The organism is Iodobacter arcticus, assembly GCF_042664895.1.
Lineage (GTDB): Bacteria > Pseudomonadota > Gammaproteobacteria > Burkholderiales > Chitinibacteraceae > Iodobacter > Iodobacter arcticus.
In genome coordinates this window covers 1-26,267 of the sequence record NZ_JBHTBQ010000003.1, presented here as the reverse complement: position 1 = coordinate 26,267, position 26,267 = coordinate 1, and the positions used below count along the sequence as shown (strand labels likewise).

Sequence of the window (26,267 nt, the reverse complement as noted above, 5' to 3'; positions counted from 1 at the left end):
TCAAGCTCCTCAGTCATAAAAAACCAAGTTTTATTCCCTGATAGCTCAGTTGGTAGAGCGACGGACTGTTAATCCGCAGGTCCCTGGTTCGAGTCCAGGTCGGGGAGCCAATATTTAAAGGCGTTGCTGAAAAGCAGCTTCTTGGGGAAAGCAGTAGCGCCCCATTATAAAACACCAAGATTTATTCCCTGATAGCTCAGTTGGTAGAGCGACGGACTGTTAATCCGCAGGTCCCTGGTTCGAGTCCAGGTCGGGGAGCCAGTTAAAAAAACCACAGCCTTGGCTGTGGTTTTTTTACGTCTATTTTCCACCAGCCGTGATACTTTAGGCTTTCCTTATCTTCAAATATCACGTCCATGAACCCAAACGAATTCACCGGTCTGCAATTACTGCAAGCCATGGCCGATGGCAAGCTCCCAGAGCCTTCCATTACTCAGACGATGCCCATGAGCATGGTGCATATCAGCGAAGGCTCGGTACGCTTTACAGCACAAGCCGATGAGCGACATTTGAATCCTATGGGCGGCGTACACGGTGGCTTTGCCGCCACCGTGCTTGATTCTGTCACCGCCTGCGCCGTACACAGCATGCTAGAGGCAGGGGCCAGCTACGCCACAGTCGATTTAAATGTAAAAATGGTCAAAGCCATTCCTAAAAACACCAAGCTACTAGCTGAAGGAAAAATTTTGCATATTTCCAAAAGCATTGGTGTTTCGGAAGGATCAATCAAATTAGCCAATGGCACCCTATTGGCGCATGCCACAGCCACCTGCGTGATTCGACGCTAGCGCCCCAATGGCAAATAGCCATCAAAGCGCGTGCTTTCCCCGCCAAATACAAAATCAGGCTTCACCCCAGCCATAAGGGGAGCAATGCGGGGGCGTTTAACAATCACGCGTTTTTTGGCAATGTGTCTTGCGGGCTGCAGCAGCTCGTTGGCGTCCGGATCATCGCCAATCACGGTTTGAAACGCGGCCATTTCTTTTTTAGATTTGGCGCGTTTAGTTGGATCTGGAAACATCGGGTCTAGAAACACCACATCAAACTCGGGTGTGGCGGCAGGAGGATTAAATAAATAGTTAAATGCCTGCCCTGCCAGTAATTTAGCCAGCTCTAGATGCCCATCACCAAAGACCAAGCGCATTCTGCCCACGATCTTGCCAATCGCGGCATCGGCCTGTGCGCGGCGCAAACCATCTAGTAATAAGGCCACAGCCACGGGGGAACGCTCAATCAGCGTGACTTCGCAGCCTAAAGAAGCCAGCACAAAAGCATCCCGGCCAAGGCCTGCTGTGGCATCAAGGACTCTTGGCACGTACTCACCTTTAATCCCGACCGCTTTGGCCACCGGCTGGCCACGGCCTCCGCCAAATTGCCGACGGTGCGCAGCCGCTCCGCCAACAAAATCGACAGCAACCGTGCCTTTTTCGCCAAGCGTCACTAGCTCTAGCCGCTCATTTTGCCAGCAAAGATAATGGGCAGCGCCTGCTGGCAGCTCGCTCCAAAGCGGCAGTCCTAATGCAATAACTGCCTCACAAATTTCAGGGCTGGCCCCTGCTTGCAATAGGCCGATCATACCCAGCCCCCCATCATCAACACGGGTCTGTATTGATACTGCGGTCTGCGCGCAGCGGGGTCTTGGCGATAAAATAAACTCAGTTGTTGATACACGTCGGGATAACTCTCAAGCAATAAATGGGGGGCAGCGAAGAAGGTTTCGCTGCACACAGCCAGACATTCTGCCGGATTTTCTGCCGCATAGAGATCAATTGTGCCAGCTTCGCCCATCGCTGCCTGCCGGCTGATGGCCTGAAACGCCTTAGAAAACACTTTTTTCCAGCGTGCATAGTTCATGCCCTGATGCAGCGGTGGGCAACCATTGGCACTGCCGGAGCGCATATCCAGCTTATGCGCCATTTCATGAATCACCACATTGCTGCTGGGGTGATAAGGCGCTTCAATCACATCCATCATCGATAGCAAGACCGCGCCTTGGTGCCGTGCCTGCCCAGATAAAACACGCATTTCCTGATGTACAAGCCCTATCGAATCGGTATAAAGATCACGACTAATAAAGCGCCCCGGATACAGCACCACCTCCTGCCAATCGTCATAGGCATCAAAGCCCAGATTAAGAATTGGCAGCGTGGCCTGCACCGCTATCAATAGACGCAGCTCGTCATCGATCTCTAAGCCATGCACTGGCGTAATGGTCTTGGTATGCAAAAACCATGCAGCATGATCCTTTAGCAGGGCCAGATCAGCCTCATTCAAGCCACGCAATAAGGGCAGGAGCAGCATCTTTTGCCACAAACTATCTTGCACAGGCTGGCTGGCTAGCAGCCTATTGAGCTTAAGCGATCGTAGCGAGGGAAAGCTCGGTTTGAGACAGATTGCTCGGATTTTTGAGGCGAATAGCTGGCTATTCAACGAAAAAATGCGTGCAATATGGCCAAATCCGGCTTTTCCGCAGTAGATCAGTCTTAAGCCCAACAGGCTGCTTGAATAACGCCGCCGAGTACGCTGACGCAAAAAATTAAACATAGGGCAGATCCAGCGAGGGAGGCATATCAAAAGAGATGGGCATGGTTTTATGCAAATCAAGCGACAACCGTCCCCAAAGATTTTCTCCTTAGCAATATCAGGTAAACTCGCTGCCCTTACTGAATCGATCAGATGACAATGACGCTAAAAGGCCCCTCCCTACTGTTTGGCTTAGTTGCAGCATGCTTACTGGCTATCAACTACCAAAAAAGTCCTGCAGACATGCGTTTTGCGCTTGCAAAGCAGCCACACCTCACCGCCAGCACGCCGCAAATGGAGGTGCAACGCTTACGTGCACCCGTGCCTGCTGCGCATAGCGCCAGCATCATTGCATTGGCTAATGGTGAGCGTATCGCCTTTTGGTTTGGCGGCAGCCGTGAAGGCGCTACCGACGTCAGCGTATGGGCGTCCGTCTATCAAAATGGCCGGTGGATTAAGCCTTGGATTGTGGCAACGCCAGCGCAAAGTTCTAAAGATCAGCTGCGCTATATTAAAAAAGTAGGCAATCCGGTGCCGGTGCTCGATAGTCAGGGGCGTTTGCAGCTGTTTTATGTGTCGGTATCGATGGGTGGCTGGGCGACCAGTACGCTCAATCGTATGGTTTCAACCGACAACGGCCATAGCTGGGGCTCTGCCAGCAAAATCATTACTAGCCCCTTCTTTAATTTATCGACCCTCATTCGCACCCATGCTGTTCAATTGGAAGATGGCGGGTTCTTACTGCCCGCCTATCACGAGCTAGCGCGTAAATTTGGCGAGCTGCTCCAATTTGATAAAGACGGCAAGCTGGTCCGCAAAATCCGTATGAACGCCGAAGGTGAAAACCTGCAACCCGGCATCATTGCTTTAAATGCCACCGACGCCTTTGCCCTGCTCAGAAACAGCGGGCCGTCTCGCCAGCTGATGCTGCAGCAAACGCATGATGGTGGTGCCAGCTGGACACCCATTCAAAATCTGAATGTAAAGAACCCTGATTCAGCGATTGCGGTGGAACGTATGCCGGACGGCAGACTGATCATGGCACATAACCCACGCAGCGATGGCCGCAGTGAGTTAGCGCTCAGCGTATCTGTAGATGGTAAAAACTGGAAAAAAGTAAAAGTGATTGAAGACACCCGAGGCATGGAATTCTCCTATCCCACCCTGCTGGTTAACGACGAAATCATGGATCTGGTCTACACATGGGAGCGCTCTGAAATCCGCCATGTACGCTTTAACCGTGCTTGGCTAGATGGAGCAAAACCATGATTGCATCACTCACAGGATTGCTACTTTGGGGCACAACCGGTGCGGCGCTGGCCTGCTCTGGCTGGAAGAAAAATCGCGTTTTAGTCACCATCGGCGCACTCATTATCCTTGGCTCGCCTTGGCTATTGGGCCTACTGAGCGCCCCTAGCTTGGCAACAGCAGGCTTAGCCTGCGGCTTACTCTTTAAACAAAAACTACGCCCAGCCTTGGCTGGCTGGCTACTTATCAGCGGCTTAGTGCTGTATTCATCGGCCCTAGGGGCTTGGGCCTTTGATGTGTATGCCTTGGGCTATGCACCGCAAGCGCTGCTGATCTGGTGCGCCATCTCGCTAGGCCTCGCTTGGCAGCAGGGCCATAAAGCTTTAGCGCTTGCATGGCTGCTCGCCCTCGCGCTGTTTCCGCTTGGCGTATTAGAAAGCGTCAATCTTTGGGATGCCATGCTAGACCCAATGGCGATGATTACAGGGGCTGTTGCTTTATTACGTTGCTTAAAGAGATAAGGAAAAGGGGCCCCAAGGCCCCTATCAACATCCTCAAGCAAAACCCTCGTAACATGCGTAGGGTGTTTTTCACCCCAGCCCTATCAACTTAGCTATTTGTCATTAATCTACCGTGCAATTACAAATATTGAATCATCGTAGGGCGAGTGAAACCCGCGTATTTTTCAGTATCGCTCGTGGGTTTCACTCGCCCTACAAAACGATTCTTTTCGCCTGAGCATGTTGGGTTACGTCGATTTATCCGCTAAAACCCGCGAATAAACCGTCTAACCCAACCTACGCCCTGATCCCTAAGTTACATCCCTGCCTCAACCAGCATTTCACGCGTCAGCAAGAACACAAAGCCATCGCCGCTTTCGGTATCTAGCCAAACAAAAGGCAGCTCTGGGAAGCTCGTCTCCAGCTCTTCGCGGTTGTGGCCGATTTCTACCACCAGCACGCCCAGCGGATTCAGGAAGCGAGTCGCTTCTTCTAAAATACGGCGGGTAATATCTAAGCCATCTTCGCCACTACCTAGGGCCATTTCTGGCTCATGCAAGTATTCTGGCGGTAGCTCTTCTACCGAATGCGCGTCTACATAGGGCGGGTTAGAAATAATCAGATCGTAGAGCTCGCCTTCAACTGCGCTGAATAAATCTGAATCCATCAAATCAATTCGCTCGCCTAGGCTATATTCCAGCACATTGATTTCTGCCACATCCAGCGCGTCTGGCGACAAATCGAGCGCATCAATCGCCGCATCCGGGAAGGCATCGGCCATCACAATCGCGAGGCAACCCGATCCAGTGCATAGGTCCATCGCGCGGTGAATCAGCTCTGGGTATTCAATCCACGGCGTTAAACCGCCCTCACGAATAATCTCGGCAATAAACGAGCGCGGCACAATGGTGCGCTCATCCACATAAAATTTATATTCGCCCAACCACGCTTCTTTGGTTAGATAAGCCGCAGGCTTACGGGTTTCTACGCGCTCTTTTAATACCGCCAAAACTTGCGTTAATTCTTCTGGCAGTAATTTTGCGTCGTACATGGGCTCTAAACGATCTAATGGCAATTTTAACGTCGCCAAAATGAGATACGCCGCTTCATCCCAAGCGTTATCAGTGCCGTGACCATAAAAAAGCTCGGCGGCATTAAAACGACTCACCGCAAAGCGATGTAAGTCTCGGAGCGTTGATAAATGTTGTGAAGCGTGATCAAACATGGCTGTTTCTCATCAAGTTTTATATGCCGCTAGTTTAACCGATTGGCGGGCTGGCGACCTGCCCCGCGTTTTTCCAGTTGTCAGCTAGGGTATGCAGGGAGGCGAGCTTCGTGTAAATTGGAACGTTGTTCTTATTTTTCGGAAAGAAACACGCATGACATTCGCATCGCTCGGGCTGGCTCCGGAAGTGCTCAAGGCAGTCGCCGAGCAAGGTTATGAACATCCGACGCTGATTCAAGCGCAGGCCATCCCTGTCATTCTGCTAGGCCGTGACGTTCTCGGTGCAGCACAAACAGGCACCGGTAAAACAGCTGCGTTTACTTTACCGATACTCACCAAAATCGCTAAACACGCGAACACCAGCGCCTCCCCTGCTCGCCACCCCATCCGTGTATTAATTCTTACACCGACTCGCGAGCTAGCCGATCAGGTTTCTGAAAGCGTCACCACCTATAGCAAGCACATGCCGCTACGTAGCCATGTGGTATTTGGTGGCATGGATATTAAGGCGCAAATCCCTAAGCTGCGGGAAGGCGTTGAAATCCTAGTCGCAACACCTGGGCGCTTGCTTGATCATATTCAGCAAAAGACGGTTAATTTATCCCAAGTCGAAATCTTGATTCTGGATGAAGCCGATCGCATGCTCGATATGGGTTTTATCCTCGATATTCGCAAGATTTTTGAGCTGTGCACCAGCCGCAAGCAAACACTGCTGTTTTCTGCGACCTTTGCGCCAGAAATCAAAAAGCTAGCCGAAGACTTTATGCACGACCCAGAAGTCATCGAAGTAGCACGCCAGAATTCAGCCAATGAGTCGGTCAAGCAAGAGCTGCATCCGGTAGAAAACAGCCGTAAAAAAGCCCTCGTTGCCCATCTGATCCGCACGCACAATATGAGCCAAGTGATCGTATTTTGCCGCACCAAGATCGGCGCAGAGCAATTAGGCCGCGAGCTAAAACGCGCAGGCTTTTCTGCTGAAGCCATTCATGGTGATCGCACACAGCAATCTCGTTTAGAAACACTGGCGGCATTTAAAGATGGCACGCTTAAAGTATTGGTCGCCACCGATGTAGCCGCTCGCGGCTTAGATATTAACGAGCTACCGTTTGTGATTAACTTTGAGCTGCCCACTAATCCGGAAGACTATGTGCACCGCATTGGCCGCACTGGCCGCGCGGGCGCTACGGGCATCGCTATTTCTTTGGTGGCACCAGAAGAAGAGAAAGCTTACCTTGGCATCCAAAAAATGCTCAAACGTGATCTGCCTTTGATTCCGGTGATTGGCTTCTCTCCGGGCACTACACCCATAGAAGTCACACCGGCACCAAGCCGTGGACGTGAACGCGCTCCAGCACGGGTCACAGCAGAAGCGCCGGTAGCAGCACTCACTCGCAATATGAACACACCGCCAAGCAGCCGTGCCCGCGCACAAAGCTACGACGATATGCCAGATGCGCCATTGTCTAAACTAAAGCGCACACCACAAATTGCCGCATTGTTTTTACCGCCTAAGTATCAAGTCACACAGTAATAAGTTAGCAATGAGCGATTTCTCCCAACGCTGGACCACACGACTACATCAGGGCTTCCCCCTTTTAAAAGCCATGCAAGTTCAGCTATTGGGAGATCAATCCGATTGGCTACTGACTGCTCCCTACGGCACTAATCAAAACGATCACCATAGCGCATTTGGCGGCAGCATCAGCACGCTGGCCACCATTGCGGGCTGGTTGTGGGTATCTGAATTAGCTGGGCCAGACATGAAAGTGGTGATTCAAACCGGCAGTACGAACTTTTTAAGCCCCTTACAGAGCGACCTAGTGGCTAAAGTTTGCCCACCGGACGAGGGCCAAACCGCGCGTTTTTTGCAAACGCTGCAACGTAAAGGGCGAGCCAGAATGGCGCTGGAAATCACCGTTGGTGACACAACAGGTAAGATTGCTGCGCGTTTTAATGCTCAATATGTAGCGGGCTGATATTTCAGATAATGAATGAAACACCGCTCAAGTTTTTAAGTGGTGAGGATCATCTTATTTTTATGAGCAGCCGTACAGTCAGCCACAGTGCAATTGCTGCAGTGGCGTATATCCAATCTAATTTATAAAAATACTGCGCTTTATTCAAGACGGTAATTTAGCCGTGGCCAGAATCATTAATCTGCAATTACGCCCGCTGATTCTGCTTCTTTTTTCCGAGCCCAATCCTGCCGTAATTAAGACTGCATTCGCAATACACGGATTCATCCACGATGAATTACGTTTACCGATGAATCCGCGTCACCCGATAAAAAATCACAATTAAGAATTTTAGCCATGTAATGATCAAAGGAAAAACATTGTTATCTCTTTAGCTTGTTCAGATACTTTTCATTTTAACGCACCCCATTTCGCTTTAATTTGCTTCAGTCTGCCATTATCACTGATTATTTTATATCCCTGCTCAAACTGGCTAAGCGCCCATAAGCCTTTAGGATGCTGGATACTAAAGCCAATAAATACATCTTGTTTCGTACTTGAAAAAATCGTTTCAACCTGCCCCGTTACCCCTGCACTTTTAGCCCAGTAAGTAGGTATTTGTATTTCATTGGCCATCACTAAAGCCGCATCTAAGCTACCACTGGCTAATTGCTTTAAATTAATTTGCTCGCTATTCCCGGCTACAAACACTACCCCGCGCTTAGGCAGGCTACTTGCGCTAGGCGGATATTCGTAGCCATGCACCACCCCAATTTTTGTACCAAGTGCTAATTCTGCTTCATTCTGAGCAGAAACTGGCCGCGATTTATTTTGAAAATAAATAGGGGTAACCGTATAAAGCGGCACAGAAGGAAACTTTACTTTTCCCTCTAATGCAGGCTCCCAAGCCATATTAAAGCAAGCAATCCCTCTTGCTTCCAACACCATATTTTTGCAACGCGTATAGGGTACTACTTTAAGCTTTGCTTCAATCCCTACTGCAGCAAATATAGCCACAATTAATTCATTACTATAACCACTGCCATCTGCACGGGAAAACGGTTCGGCCGCATTTTCTACCATTAAGTCAATCGATGGCCCGGCAAGGCAAGCAGTGCTAAGCACTAGACAAATACCAGCATGAATTAAATACATCACTGTCTCTAATAAATGAACTGATCTAAATTTAGATGACTTCTCTGGCCGGCTTCTGCTCATTAACAACTTTGCCAGACAAGCGAGCCCCCTATCTAAGCCAGTTTCACTATCTAAAACTGCGCAAACTTATTACTGCTACGCTGCAAATGCAATTTCGCAGTCATTAGATCGCTCATTAATTAAACTCAAGACACAACTTACTTAGGCGGCATGCGTCACTTATGCTAAAATTTATTTCAATTATTCTTGTATAGTTGCCTTATGAAAAAACAAACAGCCACACAAATTTTTGAATCTCTTTCATCAGGGATTAGGCTTGATATTTATCGTTTTCTGGTAAGGCGAGGCTTAGAGGGCATGGTTGCTGGCGAGATTGCAGCAGCGCTTGATTTACCGCCTAACAACATATCATTTCATTTAAAGGGAATGACGCATGCCGGGCTGGTTTCAGTTGAGCAAGAAGGCCGTTTTCAGCGTTATCGGGCTAATTTGCCGCTGATGCTCGATTTAATCGCCTATCTTACCGAGGAATGTTGCGCTGGCCAGCCAGAACAATGCGCAGATTTACGACTTGCATCCTGTTGCCCAGAAGCCTTACTGCCTCCATTAGCAAACACAGCTCAAAAATAACGCCGCCGTAGCGGCTGTTATTAAGCAACAATGCCTATTGCCGCCTGCGGCATTATCTATATGCGACCCAGAAGCAATAGAACGACAATAATAATGATTATTATGCCTAAACCACCACTTGGGCCATAACCCCAGCCACTGCTGTGTGGCCAGCTTGGGATGGCACCGATTAGCATCAGGATCAGTACGATCAGTAATATGGTTCCTAAACTCATGATTTTCCCCTCAAAATTTTAATTCAATCCGGCATCAAGGCCGCTGACACACCACCCGCAGATGCCCAATGACTGTCCTGCTGAATGAGGAGGGTATAAATCGCGGCTTTTTTCGACCTGCTGCGTTGCTCGTCGCGGCATCGCCAGATGCAGTTTCCTTGCGCCTTACCGCTCGAAATAATCCATCGATTTATAAGCCCCCCATTCAACTGGACTGACTACTCTCATCTGCGGGAAATAAAACTGCGAGTGCTATTGCTTAAGAAAGCTGATTAAATCTCGGCTAAGCATGTCTTTATCTGTAGCAAATAAGCCATGCGGTGCGCCCTCGTATTCAATCAACTTGGCCTGTGGAATACCCTGAGCAGCCTCTCGGCTAGATATTTCGATGGGTACTGTTTTATCATCGGTGCCATGAATAATGAGGGTGGGCACATTAAATGCACTAAGTTCATCACGAAAATCGGTGCTTGAGAATGACTTCACACATTCAATCGTGGCTCTCAAGCTGGCTTGCATCGCAATACTCTGCATCCATTGCATAAGCTCATCGCTCACCGGCTGGGCAATGATGCCAATACCAAAGAATTTCTTAAAGAATCCGGCAAAAAACTTGGCCCGGTCTGCTTTAATATCTTCAATCATACTGTTAAACATCTCTTGCTCTTCACCGTCGGGGTTATTGCTCCGTTTCAACATAAAGGGCAATACCGAAGAGATCAGCGCTGTTTTCACCACCGATTTACCTTGGTGCCGAGACATATAACGCGCAACTTCCCCCCCTCCCATCGAAAAGCCCACCAGCGTGACATCAACGGCTCCCGTTTGCTGAATAACCGCAGCCAGATCATCCGATAAGGTGTCGTAATCGTAGCCATTCCATGGTTGGGATGAGCGACCAAAGCCGCGGCGATCATAGCTAATAACGCGGTAGCCTGCCTCTACAAGCACCATCGCCTGATCTTCCCAGCTAGCCGATGATAATGGCCAGCCACTCAATAAAATAACAGGCTGACCTGAGCCCCAGTCTTTAACAAAAAGTTCAGTATTATCAGGCGTTGTAATGATATTCATGACGAATAATCCTTTATTGAGGTGAAGAAACGGCAACTCAAACCTAAACACAGGAAATAATCACATTTTGCAAGTACAAACAGCCTGTCACAGGCTGCTTGAATACAAATCAAAAAACACATATTCAATCTGCGCTTATTTAATTCGCATATCATTTTTAACTGATTTCACACCTTTCACGGTTTTAACCAGCTGCACAGCACGATCCGAAGCGGCCTGCGAGCTCACAAATCCACTCAATTGCACAGCGCCTTTAAATGTTTCTACATTGATTTCCATCGACTTCAGAGTAGGCTCGCCAAAAATAGCCGACTTCACTTTACTGGTGATGACGCTATCGTCCAGATACTCACCCGTACCCTCTTGGGTTGGAGTAGATGAACAAGCAGCCACAGACAATAATGCGGTCGCCACAAAAAATGCTGCGAAATACTTGCCTAGGTGTTTCATGGTTAATTCTCCTGAAAAATATAAGAAATACGAAAATATTCGATCTCAGAGCAAACGAGTTATTGCGCCATTGCAATACTGCGCAAGACCTTGCTCATAAAATTGCCTAGCTCAAGGCACCAACATTGGCTCTATTTATCAAGCGCTCGCGGCTTACACACGATCTAATCTACGACGAACAAGCTCTTGATAAATATGTAGCAAGAACAGAGCGCCTAAGCTGGCACGAAAAATAACGATCAAAGAAACCGCCCCCACCAGCGCAATAAACAAGCTGTAAAGATTAAGCCCGCTCATTCCTTGCCAACCTAAGGAGATGAACACCCAGCTACCAATCAGAGCCCCCAACAAACCAAAAATCACATCCAGCACCATCCCTTGGCTTATCGTGTTCAGTATTTTGTTAATGATAAAACCTGCAATCAGCCCAAGCACGATCAAGGGAAAAAGTGACATCCTGCTCTCCGGTACTGGCAATGATAAGAAGGGCTTGCCTAGCGATTCATCAGCCAAGCAAGCCAAGGGCTAAACGAAACTATGGAAGACGCTTAGACGGAACATCTTTATTCAGTGATTCGAATTTCGTAATTTGCAACTCAGCTTCATCTTTTGTGATGCCATAGGATTCCTGGATTTGGCCGGCCAGCTTATCGCGCTTACCAGCAATCACATCCAGATGGTCATCTGTTAAATCGCCCCATTGCTCTTTCACTTTGCCTTTAAATTGCTTCCAGTTGCCTTCGACGATATCCCAATTCATATCAAGCTCCTTTGTGTTTAGGAGGCAAATGGCCTGATGCCATTTCAGCCTCTTGTTACCGTTAACACTTCATCAGCAACATGCCGCCAAGCTGTTCTTGGTGTGCAAGCGGCCAACGACAGAACCAGATTAAACAGATGCATCAACTTGGTCAGTGCGCTGCCGTACATAAGCGCATTTAATCTTTTATATTTCTTACTGGCTAAGAAATAACATCGTCACACCTCAATCATTCTCCCTTTCACAAAAGGCCGCTTCCATCCATCACTAACGCGCTAAAAAAATGATTATGGAATAAAAAATGGTGCTTAAGATCGGTAGCGTACAGACAGCTTTTTGCTTCACACGCATTGTTTATGTCTGAGCACTTGCCCTCTTTAATCAAGCCACCGGGCAAGCTTGCCAGCCGTGGTTTTAATGGCGGCGAGAAAAGCCCGTTTAAACACATCAACACCTCAACGCCACTTTTAACTGCTACTTCTAATGCCCCTCTTTTTTTCTAATGGAGAAACAAGATGTATACACACGCTCACAAACAACTGATTGCCTCTGGCTTGGTCGCAACCTTAACCGTATTCAGCGGCCCTCTTGCTGCAGCCAGCATCCCTCAGGAAATCAGCGATGCCAAACAAGAAACCCAAATCTGGACCACCTATGCCTTAAGTCCTTATTTACGGGCCAACGATCTCAAAGTATCCGTGCATAACGGCAAAGCAGTACTGAGCGGAAAAGTAGATGAAGAGATCAATAAAGACTTAGCCAAGCAAATCGCCTTGGGCGTGAGCGGAATTAAAGAAGTAGATAATCAGATTGTGGTTCAGGCGGATTACGCCCCAGCCAAAGAGGGTGCGAGCCGTAGCTATGGCGAAACAATTGATGATGTAAACATTAGCGCCGCCATTAAATCAAAGTTGATTTGGAGTAAAAACACCGATGGGCTGAGCACAACGGTCGATACACAGGCAGGCAAGGTACGGCTAGCGGGTACGGCAGATAATATAAAATCCAAAACACTGGCCAGCACGCTGGCCATGAACACCCGTGGCGTGGTTTCGGTGGACAATCAGATTCTAGTCAATGGTGAAAAAACCAGCATCGCAAATAGCGTCAAAAACACCGCATCAAATGCAGATCAGAGCATTAGCGATAGTTGGGTTACTGCAAAAGTCATCTCTACATTTCTATATTCCCGCAACGTGCCAAGCACAAATATCTCGGTAAACACACAACATGGCGTAGTAACACTCAGCGGCAAAGTAGCCAGCGGTGCAGAGCGCTCTTTAGCCATCGAGCTGGCAAAAAATGTGCGTGGCGTGAAGCGTGTTGAAGCCAAGGGGCTGATCAGCATTTAAGCGCATTGATTCCCCCTTAAAGGATCACTGGCCCCAGCGGGCTGGCGATCCTTTTTGCGTTTGGCATCCGCAGCCACCGCTGAATCATCTAGCCATATCAGCATGCTGCTTTTTAAGCCTCCCTCTCCACCATTCCCGGCCATTACAAGGACACTCCACATCATGGACAACCCAAACGAACAACTCGCCAGCCAGTTTTTAAAAACCTGCAAGGATGCAGGAGAAAGCGAGAAAAGAGTCATGGAGCGTTTAAAAAACCGCCTGCATATCAGCCATAACACCAATCAAAAATTTGATGACACTTTAACTTTGGGCCAGCGATTGGCCGATAAAATCGCTATTTTTGGCGGCTCATGGACATTTATTCTTATTTTTATAGGCATACTTTTTGTATGGATCATCCTCAACACGCTGATTTTGTCCAATAAATCCTTCGATCCTTACCCTTATGTTTTCCTTAATCTGATTTTATCCATGCTGGCTGCCCTACAAGCCCCTGTCATTATGATGTCGCAAAACCGGCATGCCGCCAAAGATAGAGCCGCGGCCGAGCATGATTACGAAGTGAATTTAAAATCAGAGCTGGAAGTACTCGCCTTGAACAAAAAAATTGATATCTTGCGTGATCAACAATGGTCAGAGCTTGTCTCTATGCAGCAAAAGCAAATAAAGCTACTCACCCAGGTGCTTGAAAAAAACAAAACCTCAGCACCCAAAGGGCCAAATTTTTTATCTGAACAATGAAGCTCACCATAAAAGCGCTTGAGTATAAAACTGACATTTAACCCATGTAAATACTTACAAAAAAACTCACAAAAACTTTACTTTTACCGCAAATTGTTTACGGAAAGTGTTCGGTAAAGAACATAGTATTAGCAAGGAATTCGGTATAACTAAGGGTAAGTACTTCATTCACTTTGCCACGCCCATGCTTTTATCAGCTAGGCGCCAAGCAGGAGCTCCAAATGACAGAACTTCATTTCCCTTGCCAAAACCTTATTCTTGCGGCTCTGCCGGCGGACAGCTATGCCTCTTTAGCCCCGCTATTAGAACTAGTTCACCTGCCCCTTGGCCACGTGCTTTATGAATCTGGCGCGCAAATGCAGCATGTTTATTTTCCGACCAATAGCATTGTTTCCTTGCTTTATGTTTTAGAAAGCGGCGCATCAGCCGAAATCGCCATTGTCGGCAACGAAGGTATTGTAGGAATATCGCTCTTTATGGGCGGTAATAGCACACCTAGTCGTGCTGTTGTTCAAAGCGCAGGTTTTGCCTATCGGCTAGATAAAAAGCAAATTAAAACCGCATTTAATCAAGCAGGTCCCTTGCAACATTTATTGTTGCGTTACACGCAAGCACTGCTCACTCAAATGGCACAAACCGCAGTCTGCAACCGCCATCATTCATTAGATCAGCAACTCTGCCGCTGGCTATTATTAAGCTTGGATCGCCTACCCTCTAATAAGCTGGTCATGACCCAAGAGCTGATTGCCAATATGCTGGGCGTTCGCCGGGAAGGCGTTACAGAAGCTGCGGGTAATTTACAAAAAGCCAAACTAATCGAATACAGCCGTGGCCGTATTAACGTGCTGGATCGTAAAGGCTTAGAAAAAAGATCTTGCGAGTGCTATGCCGTCGTTAAAGCAGAATTTGATCGCCTACTTCCCTGCAGGAATTTGCAAAATACCAGTGCCGCACCAGCAGCCACTGTCTTTTAACCAGCCGCTCTGGCTTAGATTTGTACAGAAGTAAACCTCTGACATTCCCCTTGGCTACTCACGCTGGTTTTTGCCCATAAAAACCAGCAGAGCCCAATCGCAGTAATCCGACTTCCCATTTGCGCCTCAATCGGCACAGCTAAGCCCAAAAGGCTTGCCATTTGTGGGGTGTTTTGCTGCAAAAAAGTAATCAGACTCAGTATCACGCCAAAAGTGGGTCTTAATCAGGGGCTAGGTAAATTCATTCGTAGCAATCACTCCATAAAGCGATCTTTCAATCCACATAAAAAAGGGGCTCAGCGTATGCCAAGCCCCTCTTTTTAAATACAATTGCTTCAAATACGGCGGCCGAACTTTCTCAAGGTAAGGTCAGCTTAATTTGCCAGCGAACTCACCCATCATTCCCGACGGGATGCTGATCTTCTGGAGCAATCTTGTTCCACTTCTAATGTATCCCGCATTAAAAGTGGAGTAAGCAAAGACAAACGCACTATAGAGCATGCGTAATAAAACAAGCTCAATGCGCCAGCTGTAAAAACAAGGGTCAAAATACACAATATCTTCCACCCCAGGCTCTCCCAAGTCAGGTAGACGATCAAAACCGTGCCATACGCAATCGCAAACCATGCCGATAAAATGGCAAGGATTAAAACAAAAAACAATTTTAATAAGCGCGTACGTAATTTCGCCCAAGCCAGAACAACTCGCTCCAGTTTAGATAAAAACCCAGCAAACCTATTTTTGCTGATAAGCAACAGACCAACCGTCAAGCCGATCATCAGCATGGACAGTGATGCATTCACCGCACTTACTTACGACCCAGAATCACTCCCACCAGCAGACCCGTGCCTGCGGCAAGCGCCACCGAGCGCCATGGATTATCTTTTACACAATCCCCAGCCGAGCTCACCATTGCCTTACCCGCACCGACAGCACTTTCCTGCATATCATGTGCCATCAGAAAAACGGTATCAAGCAGCAACATGCCCTGATTGCGTGCCTCATCCGCCTTCTCGCCTGTTAACGATTTAGCCGATTGCAGCAGAGCTTGTGCATCTTTAACCAAGGTGGCTACATCGCTATTAAGTGGCTTTGAATTTGATCCAAACATAATGAATTCCTCAGATGTAAGTGAAACATAAGGCCTAAAAATACAATCAGGCAGCAAGCAAATCCCGCATATCATCAGCGTGCTCTTCCTCTTTCGCCATAATCCCGGCAAGCAAGAGGCTAGTACTTGGATCGGTATCGCCAATGTCTTTGATCATCTGGCGATAAGATTCAATCGCTACCCGCTCAGAAATCAAATTGGCCTTAATCATGGCCAAAATATTGTCTGAATCGTCATACTCGGCGTGGCTGCGGGCAGTGAGGGTATTGGGGTTAAAATCCGGTTTACCATTCAATTGCACAATGCGTGCGGCTAGCAAATCAGCATGGCCTTGTTCCTCTTGTGCATGCAACAGAAACTCCGCCCTGATCGGCCCGTTTTGCAAGCCACTCGCCGTGTAGTAATGCCGCTTGTAGCGCAAAACACAGACTAATTCTGTCGCTAAAGCCGCATTCAGCATCGCCACCACTTGCTGGCGGTTTCCCTGATAACCTGCGGTGACCGCGCCATCAGTAATGTCTTTAGCTGCAGCCCTTATTTCATCAATATCAATACCTGGATAGATATTTGTAATATCACTCATGGTTTTTCTCGATTTAAAAAAGAAACAGAAAAATATGATGTGACTCTGGTTAACGTGGTGTTACCCGGCCAGTATCATCTGAAAGAATAATTTCAACGCGTCGGTTGAGTTGACGGCTATCTGCTGTTTGATTGGAGGCAACAGGGTGAGCCTCTCCATAGCCATGAATAGCAATACGGCCATCAGCGACGCCTAATTCTTGCAAGGCATTACGCACCGCAGTGGCGCGGCGTTCAGACAAGCCTTGGTTGTGCTTAGCGGCCCCAGTACTATCGGTAAAGCCTTCCACGAGGACGGTGCGATTTGGATTTTGCTGTAAAACAGTGGCTAGTTTTTTAGCCGTTTGCATCCCCTCATCATTCAAGCGCGATAGATCTGTGCCAAACAGCACATCGCTTAAAGTGATCACCATGCCACGCTCGGTTTTTTTTGCTTTTAAGCCTGCCAACTGCTGATCAAGCTCTGCGGCATGTGCTTTCGCAGCTTGCGTTTCCAATTTAGCTTGATCTGCCTCATTGGTACGCTGCTCTAACCGCGCTTGATCGCGGGTTTTAGCGCTATCCACAACGCCTGCCTCGCTGGTTTTTTGCTTAGCGACTTCCTGTGTTAGCGCAATTTTCTGCTTTACTACATAAGCTAAATGGTCAATTTCTTGCTCACTACCCTTATTAATCACCGCTTCATTGGCTTTATTTAAAGCGTCCCCTGCCTGCTTCATTTCTAAAGCTGCATAAGTTAATACTGCCGGATCGTTTTGAATCGCCAAATAATCAATCCGTGTTTGATCCAGTAAACCCGTACTTGTCGGCGCTGTGCTGCAAGCAGCAATCAACACGGCAATGGCTAATAAGATAGGTGTAACTATTTTTTTATTCATGATGAAATCCTTGAAACCACGCAAATAAAATACCTTTGCACAGTAAAATGCAATCAACAAAGCAAGATAAACTGATTATTTATTTACGCGATTTAACTCTTCACGCATCACTCTAATATCGTCCTGCAATGCCTGCTCTGCGACTTCTGCCTTACCCGAATTGGCTTTGCTTTGTGCCAGTTTGGCATCAGATTCAGCCTGATTAGCTAAATTGGCAGCTAACTTATAATCTTTGGCGGCCATCGCTTTATGCGCTTGCACCATTTTTTCTCGCGCCATATTCATTTCTACTGGCGCATATTTTGCCCCGCCCGCGCTAGCGGCATTCTCAACTGCAGCATCAGAAACTGCGACATTGGCAGTAGCAGGCGTTTTCATACTGTTACAACCTGCTATAAGCAAGACAGCGCTGACGCCCAAGATCTTGAGCCATTGTTTTGATTTTGTAGGCATGATGTTCCTCTTTAAACTGTGAATGGGTTTTTCCCCACATGTCTCAGTTATAAGCTGATTTTTTCACTTGATCGGTACGCTGACGCACATAGCGCTATTTTTTGTCATGATTAGAAAGCTGTTTAAAAAACATGCTCTAAAGCCATATTCGTCCTTTGCTAAACGTAAAACCAGCACTCTTTTCTTTATTTACTAAGCAAATGCACACTCTGTGCGTTAACGCTCAGACAGTCCTGCTATTTCTAAGCACTATATCCAGCTCAATGCTTTCTTATCTTCCTTACCCGCAGAACGAGCAGAAACAGCTCGGCTTCATGCAAAGCATGCCCTATGTAAAAGTATCGCGGATCAATGAGGGGAAATAGAGGAAAGAGAAACGCTCAGTTTTTTCTTTGCTTAAAAGTAGCCATAGCTGTCTTTGTGTTTGCCTTGCCATTCTTTGAGCATTAAAGGGAGATTGATTCATGCCAACCAACTTGAGTGCGCTTAGCTACAATCGTTTGCTAGCCGCGCTGCCAAGCCAAGATCAACAGCGCTTTTTAGCACGCTGCGAAAGGGTTGAGCTGAAGTTTTCCGACGTGCTCTCCGAGCCTGGCGCGTACATCCGGCACGTTTATTTTCCATTAGAAAGTTTTATTTCTTTATTAGCATCAATGGATGGGCACCCTACATTAGAAGTAGGATTAATCGGCAATGAAGGCATGCTCGGTGCCTCGCTCGCACTGGGAGTGAAGATTTCACCACTGCATGCTTTAGTACAGGGCCAAGGGAGCGTGTTGCGCATGACCGCCGAGGTGTTTTGCGAAGAACTACAACAAAGCACTGCGCTGCAGCATATATTACAACGCTACCTCTATGTGATCATCAAGCAACTGGCGCAAACCGCAACGTGCTCCCGCTTTCATGTGATTGAGGCACGGCTGGCGCGCTGGCTATTAATGACACAAGATCGGGCGCATTCGAATACTTTTCATATTACGCAAAAGTTTATGGCCTATATGCTGGGTGTTCGCCGTGTAGGGGTCACCACGGCCGCCACCACTTTGCAAAATCACAAGCTTATTCGCTATAGCCGTGGTGACATCACCATACTCGACCGGAAAGGCTTAAAAATGGTCGCTTGCCAATGCTATGAAGCCGACAAAGACAGCTACTCAAGCATCATGAACACTATTTAATCCGTATTTTTAATGGCAGGAACATCGGACAAAAGACGATTTAATTCTTTTCTGACTACAGCGTAACACTCACAAACTTGCTGCTCTAACCCCGAGCGATCTAGCACCGCAATATGCCCGCGGCGATAGCTAATATAACCTGCCCGCTGTAATTTTCCGGCCGCCTCTGTCACCCCCACCCGCCGCACACCCAGCATATTGGCGATTAATTCCTGAGTGATAATCAGCTCATTACTCTCTAGGCGATCCAAAGTAAGCAGCAGCCAGCGGCATAGCTGCTGCTCTACCGTATGATGCCGGTTGCACACTGCAGTTTGTGCCATTTGTGTAAGCAACGCTTGGGTGTAGCGCAGTAATAGCCTTTGTAAAGTCGCCCCACGGTTAAACTCTTCTTTTAAAATCTGACGGGGTAAGCGATAAGCGTAGCCCGCTGTTTGCACCACGGCCGAGCTAGATGTGCTATCCCCGCCCATAAATAAGGACACGCCCACCACGCCTTCATTGCCAACCCCGGCCGCTTCTGCGGAAGCCCCTGATTCCATTACATAATGCAGCGAGACGATAGAGGTAGTTGGAAAATAAGCATGCCGCAATTGCTCATCCGGCTCGTAAAGCATGTCACCAAGCCGCATCGCGACCAACTCTAGGTGCGGGGCTAGTAATTCAAGCTCGTCAGCCGGTAAGGCAGCAAGCAAATGATTTTGTTGAAAACTATGAATTGCTGACATAGAGAACCATCGAAAGAAAATGTTTTACTTGGAAGTGAGCTCTACACCAATGCCCCGGTAGCCAATAAAGCGACAGTGCCGATCAAACATGGGTTCTCCACTCACTTGAAACTTTTGCGCCGATCCATCGGGGTGAGCACGACTAAAAACAAAGTCTAAAAAAGGCTGCCGCGCATTGATTGTGTCCTGTAATTTTTTGCGCTCCTCTTCATTCCAGCCTTCTTCTACACTCTCTTCCACATCACTAGCCAGTGCATCAACCCGAATACCCAGCATTTCTAAAACGGGGCCTGATACTTTGGTAAAGTTCATTTGCTCGTCCTGCTCCCAGTACCAGTCAGAGGCAAGCTCGGTCAGGCTGCGATAACGCGCCTCACTTTCACGTAATTCGGCAGTTCGCTCTTCTACTTTGGCCTCCAATATCTTGCTATAACTTTCAAGCTTTTTATATAAAAGCCGCACTTCCAGCAAGTTATGGATGCGTGTTTTAACTTCAACTAAATCAAAAGGCTTACTGATAAAATCTTTGGCGCCTACTTGCAAGGCTCTCAACTTATGGCCTGGCTGTGCAGTAATCACTAGCACGGGCAAATAAGCATCTTCCACATTGGTTTTCAGGCCTTCCATCACTTGAAAACCATCCATCACGGGCATCTGCAAATCAAGCAGAATCAAGTCATAGCGATTTTTTCGGTGCAGCTCACAGACAGAGCTTGGGTCCATTGTTGAGGCAATATTGGAATAACCGGCATCGCTCAATAATTGCTCAAACAAGCTGACATTACTCGCTTGATCATCAACAATCAGAATGCTGGCATTAAGAATCTCGGAATAATGAATCATGATCGTTTTCCTTGTTATTAATCTGAATGGCTTCCGTTTTTACAAAACCCAGAGCAAGATCTAAAGTTTCCATAAATTCATATACCTTGATGGGTTTAGTCAGATAACGGAAAAACCCCGCAGCTAATCCTTTTTCAATATCACGAACCATGGCATTAGCGCTAATTGCCACCACCGGAATATGTGCCGTATTTAGATCTTGAGCCAAAATTTGTAATGCTTCGATACCACTGATTCCCGGCAAATTAATATCCATAAGAATAATGTCTGGCAAAGATGTACGGGCAATCTCAATACCACGCTTACCATCTCGCGCACTCAGTAAGCGAATATCCGGCCTGCGCATCATTAAGCTTTCTACCAACATCAGGTTGGCCGGATTATCCTCCACATAAAGCATGGTATACGTCGCTACCTGTAAAGGAGTCTGTGCCACGAAGGGGTGTTCTTCCAAATGATCGAGCAGCAGCGGCTCATTGACCAAGCTCAATTCAAGCCAAAAAGTGCTTCCTTCGCCAAAGTGGCTTTCTACCCCAATAACGCCGCCCATTAATTCAACCAAGCGCTTACACACGATCAAACCAATGCCGGTTCCTTCTACATGCGCCTCTTGCCCCAAACGATTAAACGGCTGAAACAATTGTGACAGCTGCTCTGGCGCCAGCCCCGCACCGGTATCGCGTAAGCTAATACGAATAGAATTAGGCTGGCTTAAGGTGCATTCAACCACCACCGAGCCGCCTTCTTTATTGTATTTAATCGCATTAGAAAGCAGATTAATCAGTACCTGCTTAAGCCTTGTCTGATCTGCATGCACAAAGTAGGGCAAATTGGCAGATGGAAACGCCACGCTAATGCAACGACCTTTCGCTTGAGGCTCGATCATCGTCTCGCATTCACGCATCACATCGGTCAGTAAAATAGGCTCCATAGAGAGTGACAACTTGCCAGACTCAATCAAAGCCAGATCGAGAATCTCATTGATCAACTCCAGCAAATACCAACCCGCTTTCAAAATTTGATCAATACTGCGTGTTTGAGAAGGGGTAGGCTCTGGCGAGCCAGATTCTAAAAGCTGAGCAAAACCAAGGATGGCATTGAGCGGCGTGCGTAATTCGTGGCTCATACTGGAAAGAAAATCTGATTTAGCTAAATTGGCTTTTTCGGCCACGGCGGTAGCGCGCTCTAATTCGGTATTTTTAAGTTGCAAGGCCTGATCCAGCAGCGTCCGTTCAGCCTCTACCAACTTACGCGCGGTGTTATCCGTGCCGATCAAGAGATAACCAATAATCGTTTCTCTCGCATCCCGCAACGCAGTGACCGATACCGCTGCGGGGAAACGGCTGCCATCTTTGCGGATATAAGTCAGCTCGTAAATGTCTTCAATCCCACGGGAAGCCTTAAATACCAGTGCTTCAAAGCCAGGTGAAATGGGCGTTGCCAGCTCAACACTCAATGCATTGGCCCGCTCAATAATCTCTTGTGGATCAGAAATATCAGCAGGCGTAATTTTGTTCACCACCTCTTCAGCCGTATAGCCCAGCATACATTCTGCGCCCACATTAAAAATCTGAATCACACCTTGCGCATCGGTCGCAATACTCGAGAAATTAGCACTATTGAAAATAGCTTTTTGCAAACTGCCTTCTTTCAGCTGTACTTCTTCGGCCTGCTTACGTTCAGTGATGTCACTGAGCACGATGCGCAGATCAGGGCTCCCCTCATGATCTGCTGAGGCAGAGGCGACTAAATGCGCCCAAAATTGCAAGCCGTCACTTTTAAGCATACGCAGCTCACCGATCTGCGGTTCACGCGTTTCCAGCAGCTGCTTGCCCAATAAGTAAAAAATATCTTGATCTGCTTTAGCAATAAATTGACTAAATAACTGATTAACCAAGGCTCTGCGGTTGCTCCCCAAAAGCGTGGCAGCCGTGAGATTGGCTTGCAGAATTCTTCCCTCGTCGCTGATCGTGCAATAGCCCACAGGAGCCAAATCATAAAGATCAAAATAACGCGTTCGTGCCGCATCTAAATCAATTTGTGTCCGGCGCAACTCTTCATTTTGCATTTCTAATTCAATTTGATGCACGCGCAATTCATGCAGCAGCCGCTGTGTTTCTTGCAGCGACATGGTATTGACGTCTTCTAATAGCGCTGCCGCCTGATCACGAACCCGCTCTTCCGCTTGCCCACGTAAAACGTGTTCTGCTGCCAAAAAGGGACCCTCTTTATTCACCCGCATGTTTTTATCCTTCATGATGCGTGTCTGTATTCAGCTTCCTAGCTCGCTCGGTAGTGGCAATGGCATACATCGCCCCTGCCACATTCACCAAGGCTGTAGAGGTCATGGAAACACCTAAAATATCGCCGCTCTTGCTCAAACGCTGGGTATGGTAGGGTTCCAGAACTTTTGACTGGCTAAGTTGATTCACTTGAACCAATGCTTCTTTTCGCAAAGCTTGGGGAATCCGATCCGCCGCATTCATCTGCAGCGCCTCAGCCTCGCTCCAACCATACATTCGCTCTGCACCGGGGTTCCAGGCCAAAATGCGGCCATTTAAATCCTGCACCGTAATGGCATCGTGCGCATCTCGTACCACGACGGCTAAACGAAACAGCTCATTGGCTTTGCGTAACGCTTCTCTGGCGTGCACCATTTCAGTAATATCTACAAAGGTAATCACCGCACCTTCGATCAGATTATCCAGCGTGCGATAGGGCTGAATACGCATCGTGTACCATTTACCAGCTTGAGTCTGCACATCAATTTCTTTTGGAATCAGGCTATTGAGTACATCTTGCACATCGGCTACCAGCTGCCCATACCCCAGCAAATTAGTTACCGTATGCGCAACTGGCCGGCCTACATCACTTAAAATCAAATTAATGATTTTGGTTGCGGCAGGGGTAAAACGCAGGATATTCAACTGATGATCAACAAAAATAGTCCCTATCCCCGTACTTGCCAGCAGGTTATTTAAATCATTACTGGCACGGGATAAATCAGCCACTTTTGTCTGTAATTCCATATTTACCGTGGTCAATTCCTCATTAATCGACTGCATTTCCTCCTTGGATGTTTCCAGCTCCTCATTGGTCGATTGCAGCTCTTCATTCACCGATTGCATTTCTTCATTAGAAGACTTGAGCTCTTCGTTGATGGTTTCCAATTTCTCATTGCTCACCTGGAGGTATTCATCCTTAGCGCAAAGCTCTTCATTTAAAGCAGCAATCCGTGCATCAAAGTTGCTGTGCTCTCCCCTTTCAAGCAGTGGTAAATAAATCGGTAAAGCAGGTGTAACCAACTGGCTGGTCTCTTCCAGAATGACCAAATAAAGCACTTCCCCGGCTGGCTGGCCCATAACTACAGGGCGAACCGTAAGATTAACCGGCGTGAAATGACCATTCGTTTTAACGCTCAAATTAAGCCGCTGGATCGTTTTATTTTTACTTACTGATTTATGCAAGGTGGCAATCAGCTCACGGCGTAATCCTTCACGTGCCATCTTTAAAATATTGTTAATACCCGTCTCGCCTTCAGGCAGCTCTAAATACATGCCCGTGCGCCCGTGCAAATACAAAATATCGCCGTGCTCATTCACCAATGCTGCAGCCGGTGCAAGCTGCTGCAAAAGCGTTTGCTCCGTTACCTCACGCATAGAGCGCTTTACTGGGTGGCTTTGCTTACTCGCGGCCTGAGGAAGTGCTATCCCCGTCGTCGCAATCGCTATCGGCGGCTGAAAGGCCCTTTTAATACCAAAGACATCTTGCTTTCTCTGATAAAGCTTAGATTTAGCATCAAGCACGGCAAATAAATCAGCAAACTCCCCCACGGTTTCTGACGTGCCAAGAAAAAGAAACCGGCTAGGGTTCAGCGCATAGTGAAACATGGGAATCAGCTTTTTCTGTAACTCTGCCCCCATATAAATCATTAAGTTACGACAGCTGATCAGGTCTAATTTAGAAAAGGGCGGATCTTTAATCACATCCTGCTCAGAAAAAACCAGCATATCGCGGATGCCTTTGTGGATACGATACGCGCTGCCATCGGCTTCCGCGGTAAAAAAGCGCGCTAGCCGTTGCGGGGAGATATCCCCAGCGATGCTTGCTGGATATAACCCTGCACGAGCGGTGGCAATCGCCCGGCGATCCATATCCGTAGAAAAAACCTGTATCGTATAATTTTGCTTTAGCAACTCCTGCTGCTCTTGCAACAAAATAGCGATGGAATAGGCCTCCTCGCCAGTTGAGCAACCCGTCGACCAAACACGAATCGTTGCCCCGGCAGGCTTCCCTTTAAATAATTGAGGAATCACCTGCTCTTCTAGCGCCAGAAAAGCCTCAGTGTCCCTAAAAAAATGAGTGACACCAATCAGAATATCGCAAAATAAAGCCTCTATTTCATCAGGCATTTTCTGCAAATATTTAACATACTGCTCAGTTGAATCAAGCTGATGCACCACCATACGCCGCTCAATCCGCCGTAAAATCGTGCTCGGCTTATACTGAGAAAAATCGTGGCCTGTTTGTGTGCGCAGCAGAATAAAAATTTTATTGAGTGAATTTTCATCCTTAACAATCGGCACCACAATCGTGCTAATCAGCTTGCCAAACTCTTGAGCAGCATAGGCAATCAACTTTGCAGGCATATCCGCAGGCTTTAGCTGGTAATCAACCAAGCCAGTGGCAATCGCGCTGCTTGGCATACCATCAAACTCGGTCGTAGCAGGTATCTGCGCCATGACCATGCCGCCCTCGTCCTTTATCTGCCGAATGCCCAAAGTGCCATCGCTTCCTGAGCCGGATAGCACAATGCCAATAGCCAACTCATGCTGATCTTGCGCCAGTGAGCTAAAAAAGAAATCTATGGGCAAGCGATGCCCGCGCGGCTCAGAAGGCGCAAGCAAGTGCAGCGCGCCATTCAAAAACGCCATATCGTGGTTAGGTGGAATGATGTAGGCACAATTAGGCTGCACCACCATGCCATCCTCAACTTCAAAGACCTGCATATGGGTGTAGCGCTGAACCAAATCACTGAGGATGCTTTTATGATCCGGAGCAAGATGCTGCACCAGTACAAATGCCATACCCATATCGAGATCTGCAGGCATTCCCGAAAAAAACTCTTCAAACGCGCCCAAACCACCCGCAGAAGCGCCAATACCAATAATGGGGAAAGAAACAGTAGGAGGAGTGTCTAGCGGAACAACAAGGCTGGGCGGATGTTCCAAAACTTGAGTTTTGGCTTTCTTTGTTACTTTTCCAGCGGTCATACATCATCCTAACGCCAAGCTAGCGTATTATTTAAGAAGTGTACGCTACTAAAGATCATTCACAGCGCTTATTAGCAGCACCCCCAGATGAATTTATCCATTCAGAAAAAAGAAAAAAATCAGACCTACAAGGTCGATCATAGCCTCTTGTAGGTTGGGTAACGGCTCGAAGTGCAAGATTTACCTCGCGTAGGTCGGGTAGCGGCTCGAACATGCAAGATTTACCTCGCTTAGGTCGGGTTAACGGTTTTATCCGTAACCCGACACGCAAACCACAGCTGGTTGGTCATTAGGTCATTACGCTAGGGCTGCGTTTCTTCCGCGCAAAGCAAAACCCCCGCCTCTTTCGAGTACGGGGGTTTGCTTACGGCTTAGGGTGTCTGGCAATGACCTACTTTCACACAGGTAATCTG

At 47.7% G+C, this 26,267-nt stretch carries 30 protein-coding genes and 2 tRNA genes; 13 read left to right on the top strand and 19 right to left on the bottom strand.

Going from position 1 to position 26,267, the window contains the following annotated elements:
- Nucleotides 1-34 precede the first annotated feature (34 nt).
- The 3 genes from ACFQNF_RS01530 (at nt 35) to ACFQNF_RS01520 (ending at nt 788) form a co-directional block, all read left to right on the top strand.
- A tRNA-Asn gene (locus ACFQNF_RS01530) sits at nt 35-110 on the top strand.
- Between the two features lie 75 nt (nt 111-185).
- Nucleotides 186-261 (top strand) — tRNA-Asn (locus tag ACFQNF_RS01525).
- Between the two features lie 95 nt (nt 262-356).
- On the top strand, nt 357-788 hold the full coding sequence (locus ACFQNF_RS01520) for a PaaI family thioesterase (protein WP_380185624.1): 432 nt from the start codon (nt 357-359) through the stop codon (nt 786-788).
- On the opposite strand, the gene ACFQNF_RS01515 is transcribed toward ACFQNF_RS01520, so the two are convergent.
- Together ACFQNF_RS01515 and ACFQNF_RS01510 are read right to left on the bottom strand one after the other, a co-directional pair.
- Entirely contained in the window at nt 785-1,576 is a 792-nt protein-coding gene (locus tag ACFQNF_RS01515; protein ID WP_380185622.1) for a class I SAM-dependent methyltransferase, read from the bottom strand. The genes ACFQNF_RS01520 and ACFQNF_RS01515 overlap by 4 nt on opposite strands.
- The gene (locus ACFQNF_RS01510; RefSeq protein WP_380185621.1) at nt 1,573-2,544 is read right to left on the bottom strand and encodes a M90 family metallopeptidase; all 972 of its coding nucleotides are present in this window, start codon (nt 2,542-2,544) and stop codon (nt 1,573-1,575) included. Before ACFQNF_RS01510 ends, ACFQNF_RS01515 begins: the two co-directional genes overlap by 4 nt.
- A 132-nt stretch (nt 2,545-2,676) precedes the next feature.
- On the opposite strand from ACFQNF_RS01510, the gene ACFQNF_RS01505 reads away from it, so the two are divergent.
- Both ACFQNF_RS01505 and ACFQNF_RS01500 read left to right on the top strand, forming a co-directional pair.
- Complete coding sequence (locus tag ACFQNF_RS01505; RefSeq protein WP_380185620.1) at nt 2,677-3,792, top strand: sialidase family protein; 1,116 nt, start codon at nt 2,677-2,679, stop codon at nt 3,790-3,792.
- On the top strand, nt 3,789-4,292 hold the full coding sequence (locus ACFQNF_RS01500; RefSeq protein WP_380185619.1) for a hypothetical protein: 504 nt from the start codon (nt 3,789-3,791) through the stop codon (nt 4,290-4,292). Before ACFQNF_RS01505 ends, ACFQNF_RS01500 begins: the two co-directional genes overlap by 4 nt.
- Before the next feature lie 295 nt (nt 4,293-4,587).
- On the opposite strand, the gene prmB is transcribed toward ACFQNF_RS01500, so the two are convergent.
- On the bottom strand, nt 4,588-5,496 hold the full coding sequence (gene prmB, locus ACFQNF_RS01495) for a 50S ribosomal protein L3 N(5)-glutamine methyltransferase (protein WP_380185617.1): 909 nt from the start codon (nt 5,494-5,496) through the stop codon (nt 4,588-4,590).
- Between the two features lie 154 nt (nt 5,497-5,650).
- On the opposite strand from prmB, the gene ACFQNF_RS01490 reads away from it, so the two are divergent.
- The 3 genes from ACFQNF_RS01490 (at nt 5,651) to ACFQNF_RS01480 (ending at nt 7,797) form a co-directional block, all read left to right on the top strand.
- Nucleotides 5,651-7,027, top strand: coding sequence for a DEAD/DEAH box helicase (locus ACFQNF_RS01490; RefSeq protein WP_380185616.1), 1,377 nt, complete (start codon nt 5,651-5,653; stop codon nt 7,025-7,027).
- 10 nt (nt 7,028-7,037) lie between these two features.
- Nucleotides 7,038-7,472 (top strand): YiiD C-terminal domain-containing protein, encoded by a 435-nt coding sequence (locus ACFQNF_RS01485; protein WP_380185614.1) that lies wholly within the window; start codon nt 7,038-7,040, stop codon nt 7,470-7,472.
- A 124-nt stretch (nt 7,473-7,596) separates the two neighbouring features.
- The gene (locus ACFQNF_RS01480) at nt 7,597-7,797 is read left to right on the top strand and encodes a dihydrodipicolinate synthase family protein (RefSeq protein WP_380185638.1); all 201 of its coding nucleotides are present in this window, start codon (nt 7,597-7,599) and stop codon (nt 7,795-7,797) included.
- A gap of 65 nt (nt 7,798-7,862) precedes the next feature.
- Here the strand turns inward: ACFQNF_RS01480 and ACFQNF_RS01475 are convergent, their stop codons facing one another.
- Nucleotides 7,863-8,669 carry a substrate-binding periplasmic protein gene (locus ACFQNF_RS01475; protein WP_380185613.1) on the bottom strand — a complete coding sequence of 269 codons (807 nt, stop codon included), beginning with the start codon at nt 8,667-8,669 and terminating at the stop codon, nt 7,863-7,865.
- A gap of 201 nt (nt 8,670-8,870) precedes the next feature.
- On the opposite strand from ACFQNF_RS01475, the gene ACFQNF_RS01470 reads away from it, so the two are divergent.
- Complete coding sequence (locus ACFQNF_RS01470; RefSeq protein ID WP_380185612.1) at nt 8,871-9,239, top strand: ArsR/SmtB family transcription factor; 369 nt, start codon at nt 8,871-8,873, stop codon at nt 9,237-9,239.
- Between the two features lie 56 nt (nt 9,240-9,295).
- Here the strand turns inward: ACFQNF_RS01470 and ACFQNF_RS01465 are convergent, their stop codons facing one another.
- The 5 genes from ACFQNF_RS01465 to ACFQNF_RS01445 all read right to left on the bottom strand — a co-directional run bounded on the left by ACFQNF_RS01465 (nt 9,296) and on the right by ACFQNF_RS01445 (nt 11,738).
- Complete coding sequence (locus ACFQNF_RS01465; protein ID WP_380185610.1) at nt 9,296-9,454, bottom strand: DUF3309 family protein; 159 nt, start codon at nt 9,452-9,454, stop codon at nt 9,296-9,298.
- Between the two features lie 252 nt (nt 9,455-9,706).
- On the bottom strand, nt 9,707-10,528 hold the full coding sequence (locus ACFQNF_RS01460) for an alpha/beta fold hydrolase (protein ID WP_380185608.1): 822 nt from the start codon (nt 10,526-10,528) through the stop codon (nt 9,707-9,709).
- Between the two features lie 135 nt (nt 10,529-10,663).
- The gene (locus ACFQNF_RS01455) at nt 10,664-10,978 is read right to left on the bottom strand and encodes a BON domain-containing protein (protein WP_046350936.1); all 315 of its coding nucleotides are present in this window, start codon (nt 10,976-10,978) and stop codon (nt 10,664-10,666) included.
- Nucleotides 10,979-11,131: 153 nt separating this feature from the next.
- Entirely contained in the window at nt 11,132-11,434 is a 303-nt protein-coding gene (locus tag ACFQNF_RS01450; protein ID WP_380185607.1) for a GlsB/YeaQ/YmgE family stress response membrane protein, read from the bottom strand.
- 79 nt (nt 11,435-11,513) lie between these two features.
- Nucleotides 11,514-11,738, bottom strand: coding sequence for a CsbD family protein (locus ACFQNF_RS01445; RefSeq protein ID WP_046350934.1), 225 nt, complete (start codon nt 11,736-11,738; stop codon nt 11,514-11,516).
- A 515-nt stretch (nt 11,739-12,253) separates the two neighbouring features.
- On the opposite strand from ACFQNF_RS01445, the gene ACFQNF_RS01440 reads away from it, so the two are divergent.
- A complete protein-coding gene (locus ACFQNF_RS01440) occupies nt 12,254-13,090 on the top strand; it encodes a BON domain-containing protein (protein WP_380185605.1) in 837 nt (278 codons plus the stop codon).
- Here the strand turns inward: ACFQNF_RS01440 and ACFQNF_RS01435 are convergent.
- Nucleotides 13,087-13,254 (bottom strand): hypothetical protein, encoded by a 168-nt coding sequence (locus ACFQNF_RS01435; RefSeq protein ID WP_380185603.1) that lies wholly within the window; start codon nt 13,252-13,254, stop codon nt 13,087-13,089. The genes ACFQNF_RS01440 and ACFQNF_RS01435 overlap by 4 nt on opposite strands.
- Between ACFQNF_RS01435 and ACFQNF_RS01430 the strand changes: the two genes are divergently transcribed.
- Both ACFQNF_RS01430 and ACFQNF_RS01425 read left to right on the top strand, forming a co-directional pair.
- Complete coding sequence (locus ACFQNF_RS01430; RefSeq protein ID WP_380185601.1) at nt 13,253-13,834, top strand: DUF1003 domain-containing protein; 582 nt, start codon at nt 13,253-13,255, stop codon at nt 13,832-13,834. The genes ACFQNF_RS01435 and ACFQNF_RS01430 overlap by 2 nt on opposite strands.
- 221 nt (nt 13,835-14,055) lie before the next feature.
- A complete protein-coding gene (locus tag ACFQNF_RS01425; protein ID WP_380185599.1) occupies nt 14,056-14,808 on the top strand; it encodes a Crp/Fnr family transcriptional regulator in 753 nt (250 codons plus the stop codon).
- A gap of 398 nt (nt 14,809-15,206) precedes the next feature.
- On the opposite strand, the gene ACFQNF_RS01420 is transcribed toward ACFQNF_RS01425, so the two are convergent.
- From ACFQNF_RS01420 to ACFQNF_RS01400, 5 genes are all read right to left on the bottom strand, one after another.
- A complete protein-coding gene (locus tag ACFQNF_RS01420) occupies nt 15,207-15,593 on the bottom strand; it encodes a hypothetical protein (protein WP_380185597.1) in 387 nt (128 codons plus the stop codon).
- 23 nt (nt 15,594-15,616) lie between these two features.
- On the bottom strand, nt 15,617-15,919 hold the full coding sequence (locus tag ACFQNF_RS01415; protein ID WP_380185595.1) for an ElaB/YgaM/YqjD family protein: 303 nt from the start codon (nt 15,917-15,919) through the stop codon (nt 15,617-15,619).
- Between the two features lie 46 nt (nt 15,920-15,965).
- Entirely contained in the window at nt 15,966-16,502 is a 537-nt protein-coding gene (locus tag ACFQNF_RS01410; RefSeq protein ID WP_380185593.1) for a ferritin-like domain-containing protein, read from the bottom strand.
- A gap of 49 nt (nt 16,503-16,551) precedes the next feature.
- Complete coding sequence (locus tag ACFQNF_RS01405) at nt 16,552-17,379, bottom strand: OmpA family protein (protein ID WP_380185591.1); 828 nt, start codon at nt 17,377-17,379, stop codon at nt 16,552-16,554.
- Between the two features lie 75 nt (nt 17,380-17,454).
- Nucleotides 17,455-17,757, bottom strand: coding sequence for a DUF4398 domain-containing protein (locus tag ACFQNF_RS01400; RefSeq protein WP_380185589.1), 303 nt, complete (start codon nt 17,755-17,757; stop codon nt 17,455-17,457).
- A 539-nt stretch (nt 17,758-18,296) separates the two neighbouring features.
- Between ACFQNF_RS01400 and ACFQNF_RS01395 the strand changes: the two genes are divergently transcribed.
- A complete protein-coding gene (locus ACFQNF_RS01395; RefSeq protein WP_380185587.1) occupies nt 18,297-19,010 on the top strand; it encodes a Crp/Fnr family transcriptional regulator in 714 nt (237 codons plus the stop codon).
- On the opposite strand, the gene ACFQNF_RS01390 is transcribed toward ACFQNF_RS01395, so the two are convergent.
- The 4 genes from ACFQNF_RS01390 to ACFQNF_RS01375 are packed head-to-tail and all read right to left on the bottom strand — an operon-like array spanning nt 19,007 to nt 25,854.
- Nucleotides 19,007-19,738 carry a Crp/Fnr family transcriptional regulator gene (locus ACFQNF_RS01390; RefSeq protein ID WP_380185585.1) on the bottom strand — a complete coding sequence of 244 codons (732 nt, stop codon included), beginning with the start codon at nt 19,736-19,738 and terminating at the stop codon, nt 19,007-19,009. The two genes, ACFQNF_RS01395 and ACFQNF_RS01390, sit on opposite strands and share 4 nt — an antisense overlap.
- A gap of 24 nt (nt 19,739-19,762) precedes the next feature.
- Nucleotides 19,763-20,581: a response regulator gene (locus ACFQNF_RS01385; RefSeq protein WP_380185583.1), complete on the bottom strand. Its 819-nt coding sequence runs from the start codon at nt 20,579-20,581 to the stop codon at nt 19,763-19,765.
- The gene (locus ACFQNF_RS01380; RefSeq protein ID WP_380185582.1) at nt 20,556-22,838 is read right to left on the bottom strand and encodes a PAS domain-containing hybrid sensor histidine kinase/response regulator; all 2,283 of its coding nucleotides are present in this window, start codon (nt 22,836-22,838) and stop codon (nt 20,556-20,558) included. The genes ACFQNF_RS01385 and ACFQNF_RS01380 overlap by 26 nt, the downstream gene beginning before the upstream one ends.
- Entirely contained in the window at nt 22,828-25,854 is a 3,027-nt protein-coding gene (locus tag ACFQNF_RS01375; RefSeq protein WP_380185581.1) for a chemotaxis protein CheB, read from the bottom strand. The genes ACFQNF_RS01380 and ACFQNF_RS01375 overlap by 11 nt, the downstream gene beginning before the upstream one ends.
- Nucleotides 25,855-26,267: the final 413 nt, after the last annotated feature.

Excerpts from the sequence above, each read along its gene's own strand:
- ACFQNF_RS01435 (WP_380185603.1), bottom strand. The coding sequence starts at position 13,254 with ATGATGTGGAGTGTCCTTGTAATGGCCGGGAATGGTGGAGAGGGAGGC.
- ACFQNF_RS01505 (WP_380185620.1), top strand. The coding sequence starts at position 2,677 with ATGACAATGACGCTAAAAGGCCCCTCCCTACTGTTTGGCTTAGTTGCA.
- ACFQNF_RS01375 (WP_380185581.1), bottom strand. The coding sequence starts at position 25,854 with ATGACCGCTGGAAAAGTAACAAAGAAAGCCAAAACTCAAGTTTTGGAA.
- ACFQNF_RS01400 (WP_380185589.1), bottom strand. The coding sequence starts at position 17,757 with ATGAAAACGCCTGCTACTGCCAATGTCGCAGTTTCTGATGCTGCAGTT.
- ACFQNF_RS01385 (WP_380185583.1), bottom strand. The coding sequence starts at position 20,581 with ATGATTCATTATTCCGAGATTCTTAATGCCAGCATTCTGATTGTTGAT.
- ACFQNF_RS01415 (WP_380185595.1), bottom strand. The coding sequence starts at position 15,919 with ATGTTTGGATCAAATTCAAAGCCACTTAATAGCGATGTAGCCACCTTG.
- ACFQNF_RS01470 (WP_380185612.1), top strand. The coding sequence starts at position 8,871 with ATGAAAAAACAAACAGCCACACAAATTTTTGAATCTCTTTCATCAGGG.
- ACFQNF_RS01500 (WP_380185619.1), top strand. The coding sequence starts at position 3,789 with ATGATTGCATCACTCACAGGATTGCTACTTTGGGGCACAACCGGTGCG.
- prmB (WP_380185617.1), bottom strand. The coding sequence starts at position 5,496 with ATGTTTGATCACGCTTCACAACATTTATCAACGCTCCGAGACTTACAT.
- ACFQNF_RS01455 (WP_046350936.1), bottom strand. The coding sequence starts at position 10,978 with ATGAAACACCTAGGCAAGTATTTCGCAGCATTTTTTGTGGCGACCGCA.
- ACFQNF_RS01465 (WP_380185610.1), bottom strand. The coding sequence starts at position 9,454 with ATGAGTTTAGGAACCATATTACTGATCGTACTGATCCTGATGCTAATC.
- ACFQNF_RS01425 (WP_380185599.1), top strand. The coding sequence starts at position 14,056 with ATGACAGAACTTCATTTCCCTTGCCAAAACCTTATTCTTGCGGCTCTG.
- ACFQNF_RS01515 (WP_380185622.1), bottom strand. The coding sequence starts at position 1,576 with ATGATCGGCCTATTGCAAGCAGGGGCCAGCCCTGAAATTTGTGAGGCA.
- ACFQNF_RS01485 (WP_380185614.1), top strand. The coding sequence starts at position 7,038 with ATGAGCGATTTCTCCCAACGCTGGACCACACGACTACATCAGGGCTTC.
- ACFQNF_RS01510 (WP_380185621.1), bottom strand. The coding sequence starts at position 2,544 with ATGTTTAATTTTTTGCGTCAGCGTACTCGGCGGCGTTATTCAAGCAGC.
- ACFQNF_RS01450 (WP_380185607.1), bottom strand. The coding sequence starts at position 11,434 with ATGTCACTTTTTCCCTTGATCGTGCTTGGGCTGATTGCAGGTTTTATC.
- ACFQNF_RS01475 (WP_380185613.1), bottom strand. The coding sequence starts at position 8,669 with ATGAGCAGAAGCCGGCCAGAGAAGTCATCTAAATTTAGATCAGTTCAT.
- ACFQNF_RS01395 (WP_380185587.1), top strand. The coding sequence starts at position 18,297 with ATGCCAACCAACTTGAGTGCGCTTAGCTACAATCGTTTGCTAGCCGCG.
- ACFQNF_RS01440 (WP_380185605.1), top strand. The coding sequence starts at position 12,254 with ATGTATACACACGCTCACAAACAACTGATTGCCTCTGGCTTGGTCGCA.
- ACFQNF_RS01490 (WP_380185616.1), top strand. The coding sequence starts at position 5,651 with ATGACATTCGCATCGCTCGGGCTGGCTCCGGAAGTGCTCAAGGCAGTC.
- ACFQNF_RS01420 (WP_380185597.1), bottom strand. The coding sequence starts at position 15,593 with ATGCTGATGATCGGCTTGACGGTTGGTCTGTTGCTTATCAGCAAAAAT.
- ACFQNF_RS01430 (WP_380185601.1), top strand. The coding sequence starts at position 13,253 with ATGGACAACCCAAACGAACAACTCGCCAGCCAGTTTTTAAAAACCTGC.
- ACFQNF_RS01410 (WP_380185593.1), bottom strand. The coding sequence starts at position 16,502 with ATGAGTGATATTACAAATATCTATCCAGGTATTGATATTGATGAAATA.
- ACFQNF_RS01460 (WP_380185608.1), bottom strand. The coding sequence starts at position 10,528 with ATGAATATCATTACAACGCCTGATAATACTGAACTTTTTGTTAAAGAC.
- ACFQNF_RS01520 (WP_380185624.1), top strand. The coding sequence starts at position 357 with ATGAACCCAAACGAATTCACCGGTCTGCAATTACTGCAAGCCATGGCC.
- ACFQNF_RS01380 (WP_380185582.1), bottom strand. The coding sequence starts at position 22,838 with ATGAAGGATAAAAACATGCGGGTGAATAAAGAGGGTCCCTTTTTGGCA.
- ACFQNF_RS01390 (WP_380185585.1), bottom strand. The coding sequence starts at position 19,738 with ATGTCAGCAATTCATAGTTTTCAACAAAATCATTTGCTTGCTGCCTTA.
- ACFQNF_RS01445 (WP_046350934.1), bottom strand. The coding sequence starts at position 11,738 with ATGAATTGGGATATCGTCGAAGGCAACTGGAAGCAATTTAAAGGCAAA.
- ACFQNF_RS01405 (WP_380185591.1), bottom strand. The coding sequence starts at position 17,379 with ATGAATAAAAAAATAGTTACACCTATCTTATTAGCCATTGCCGTGTTG.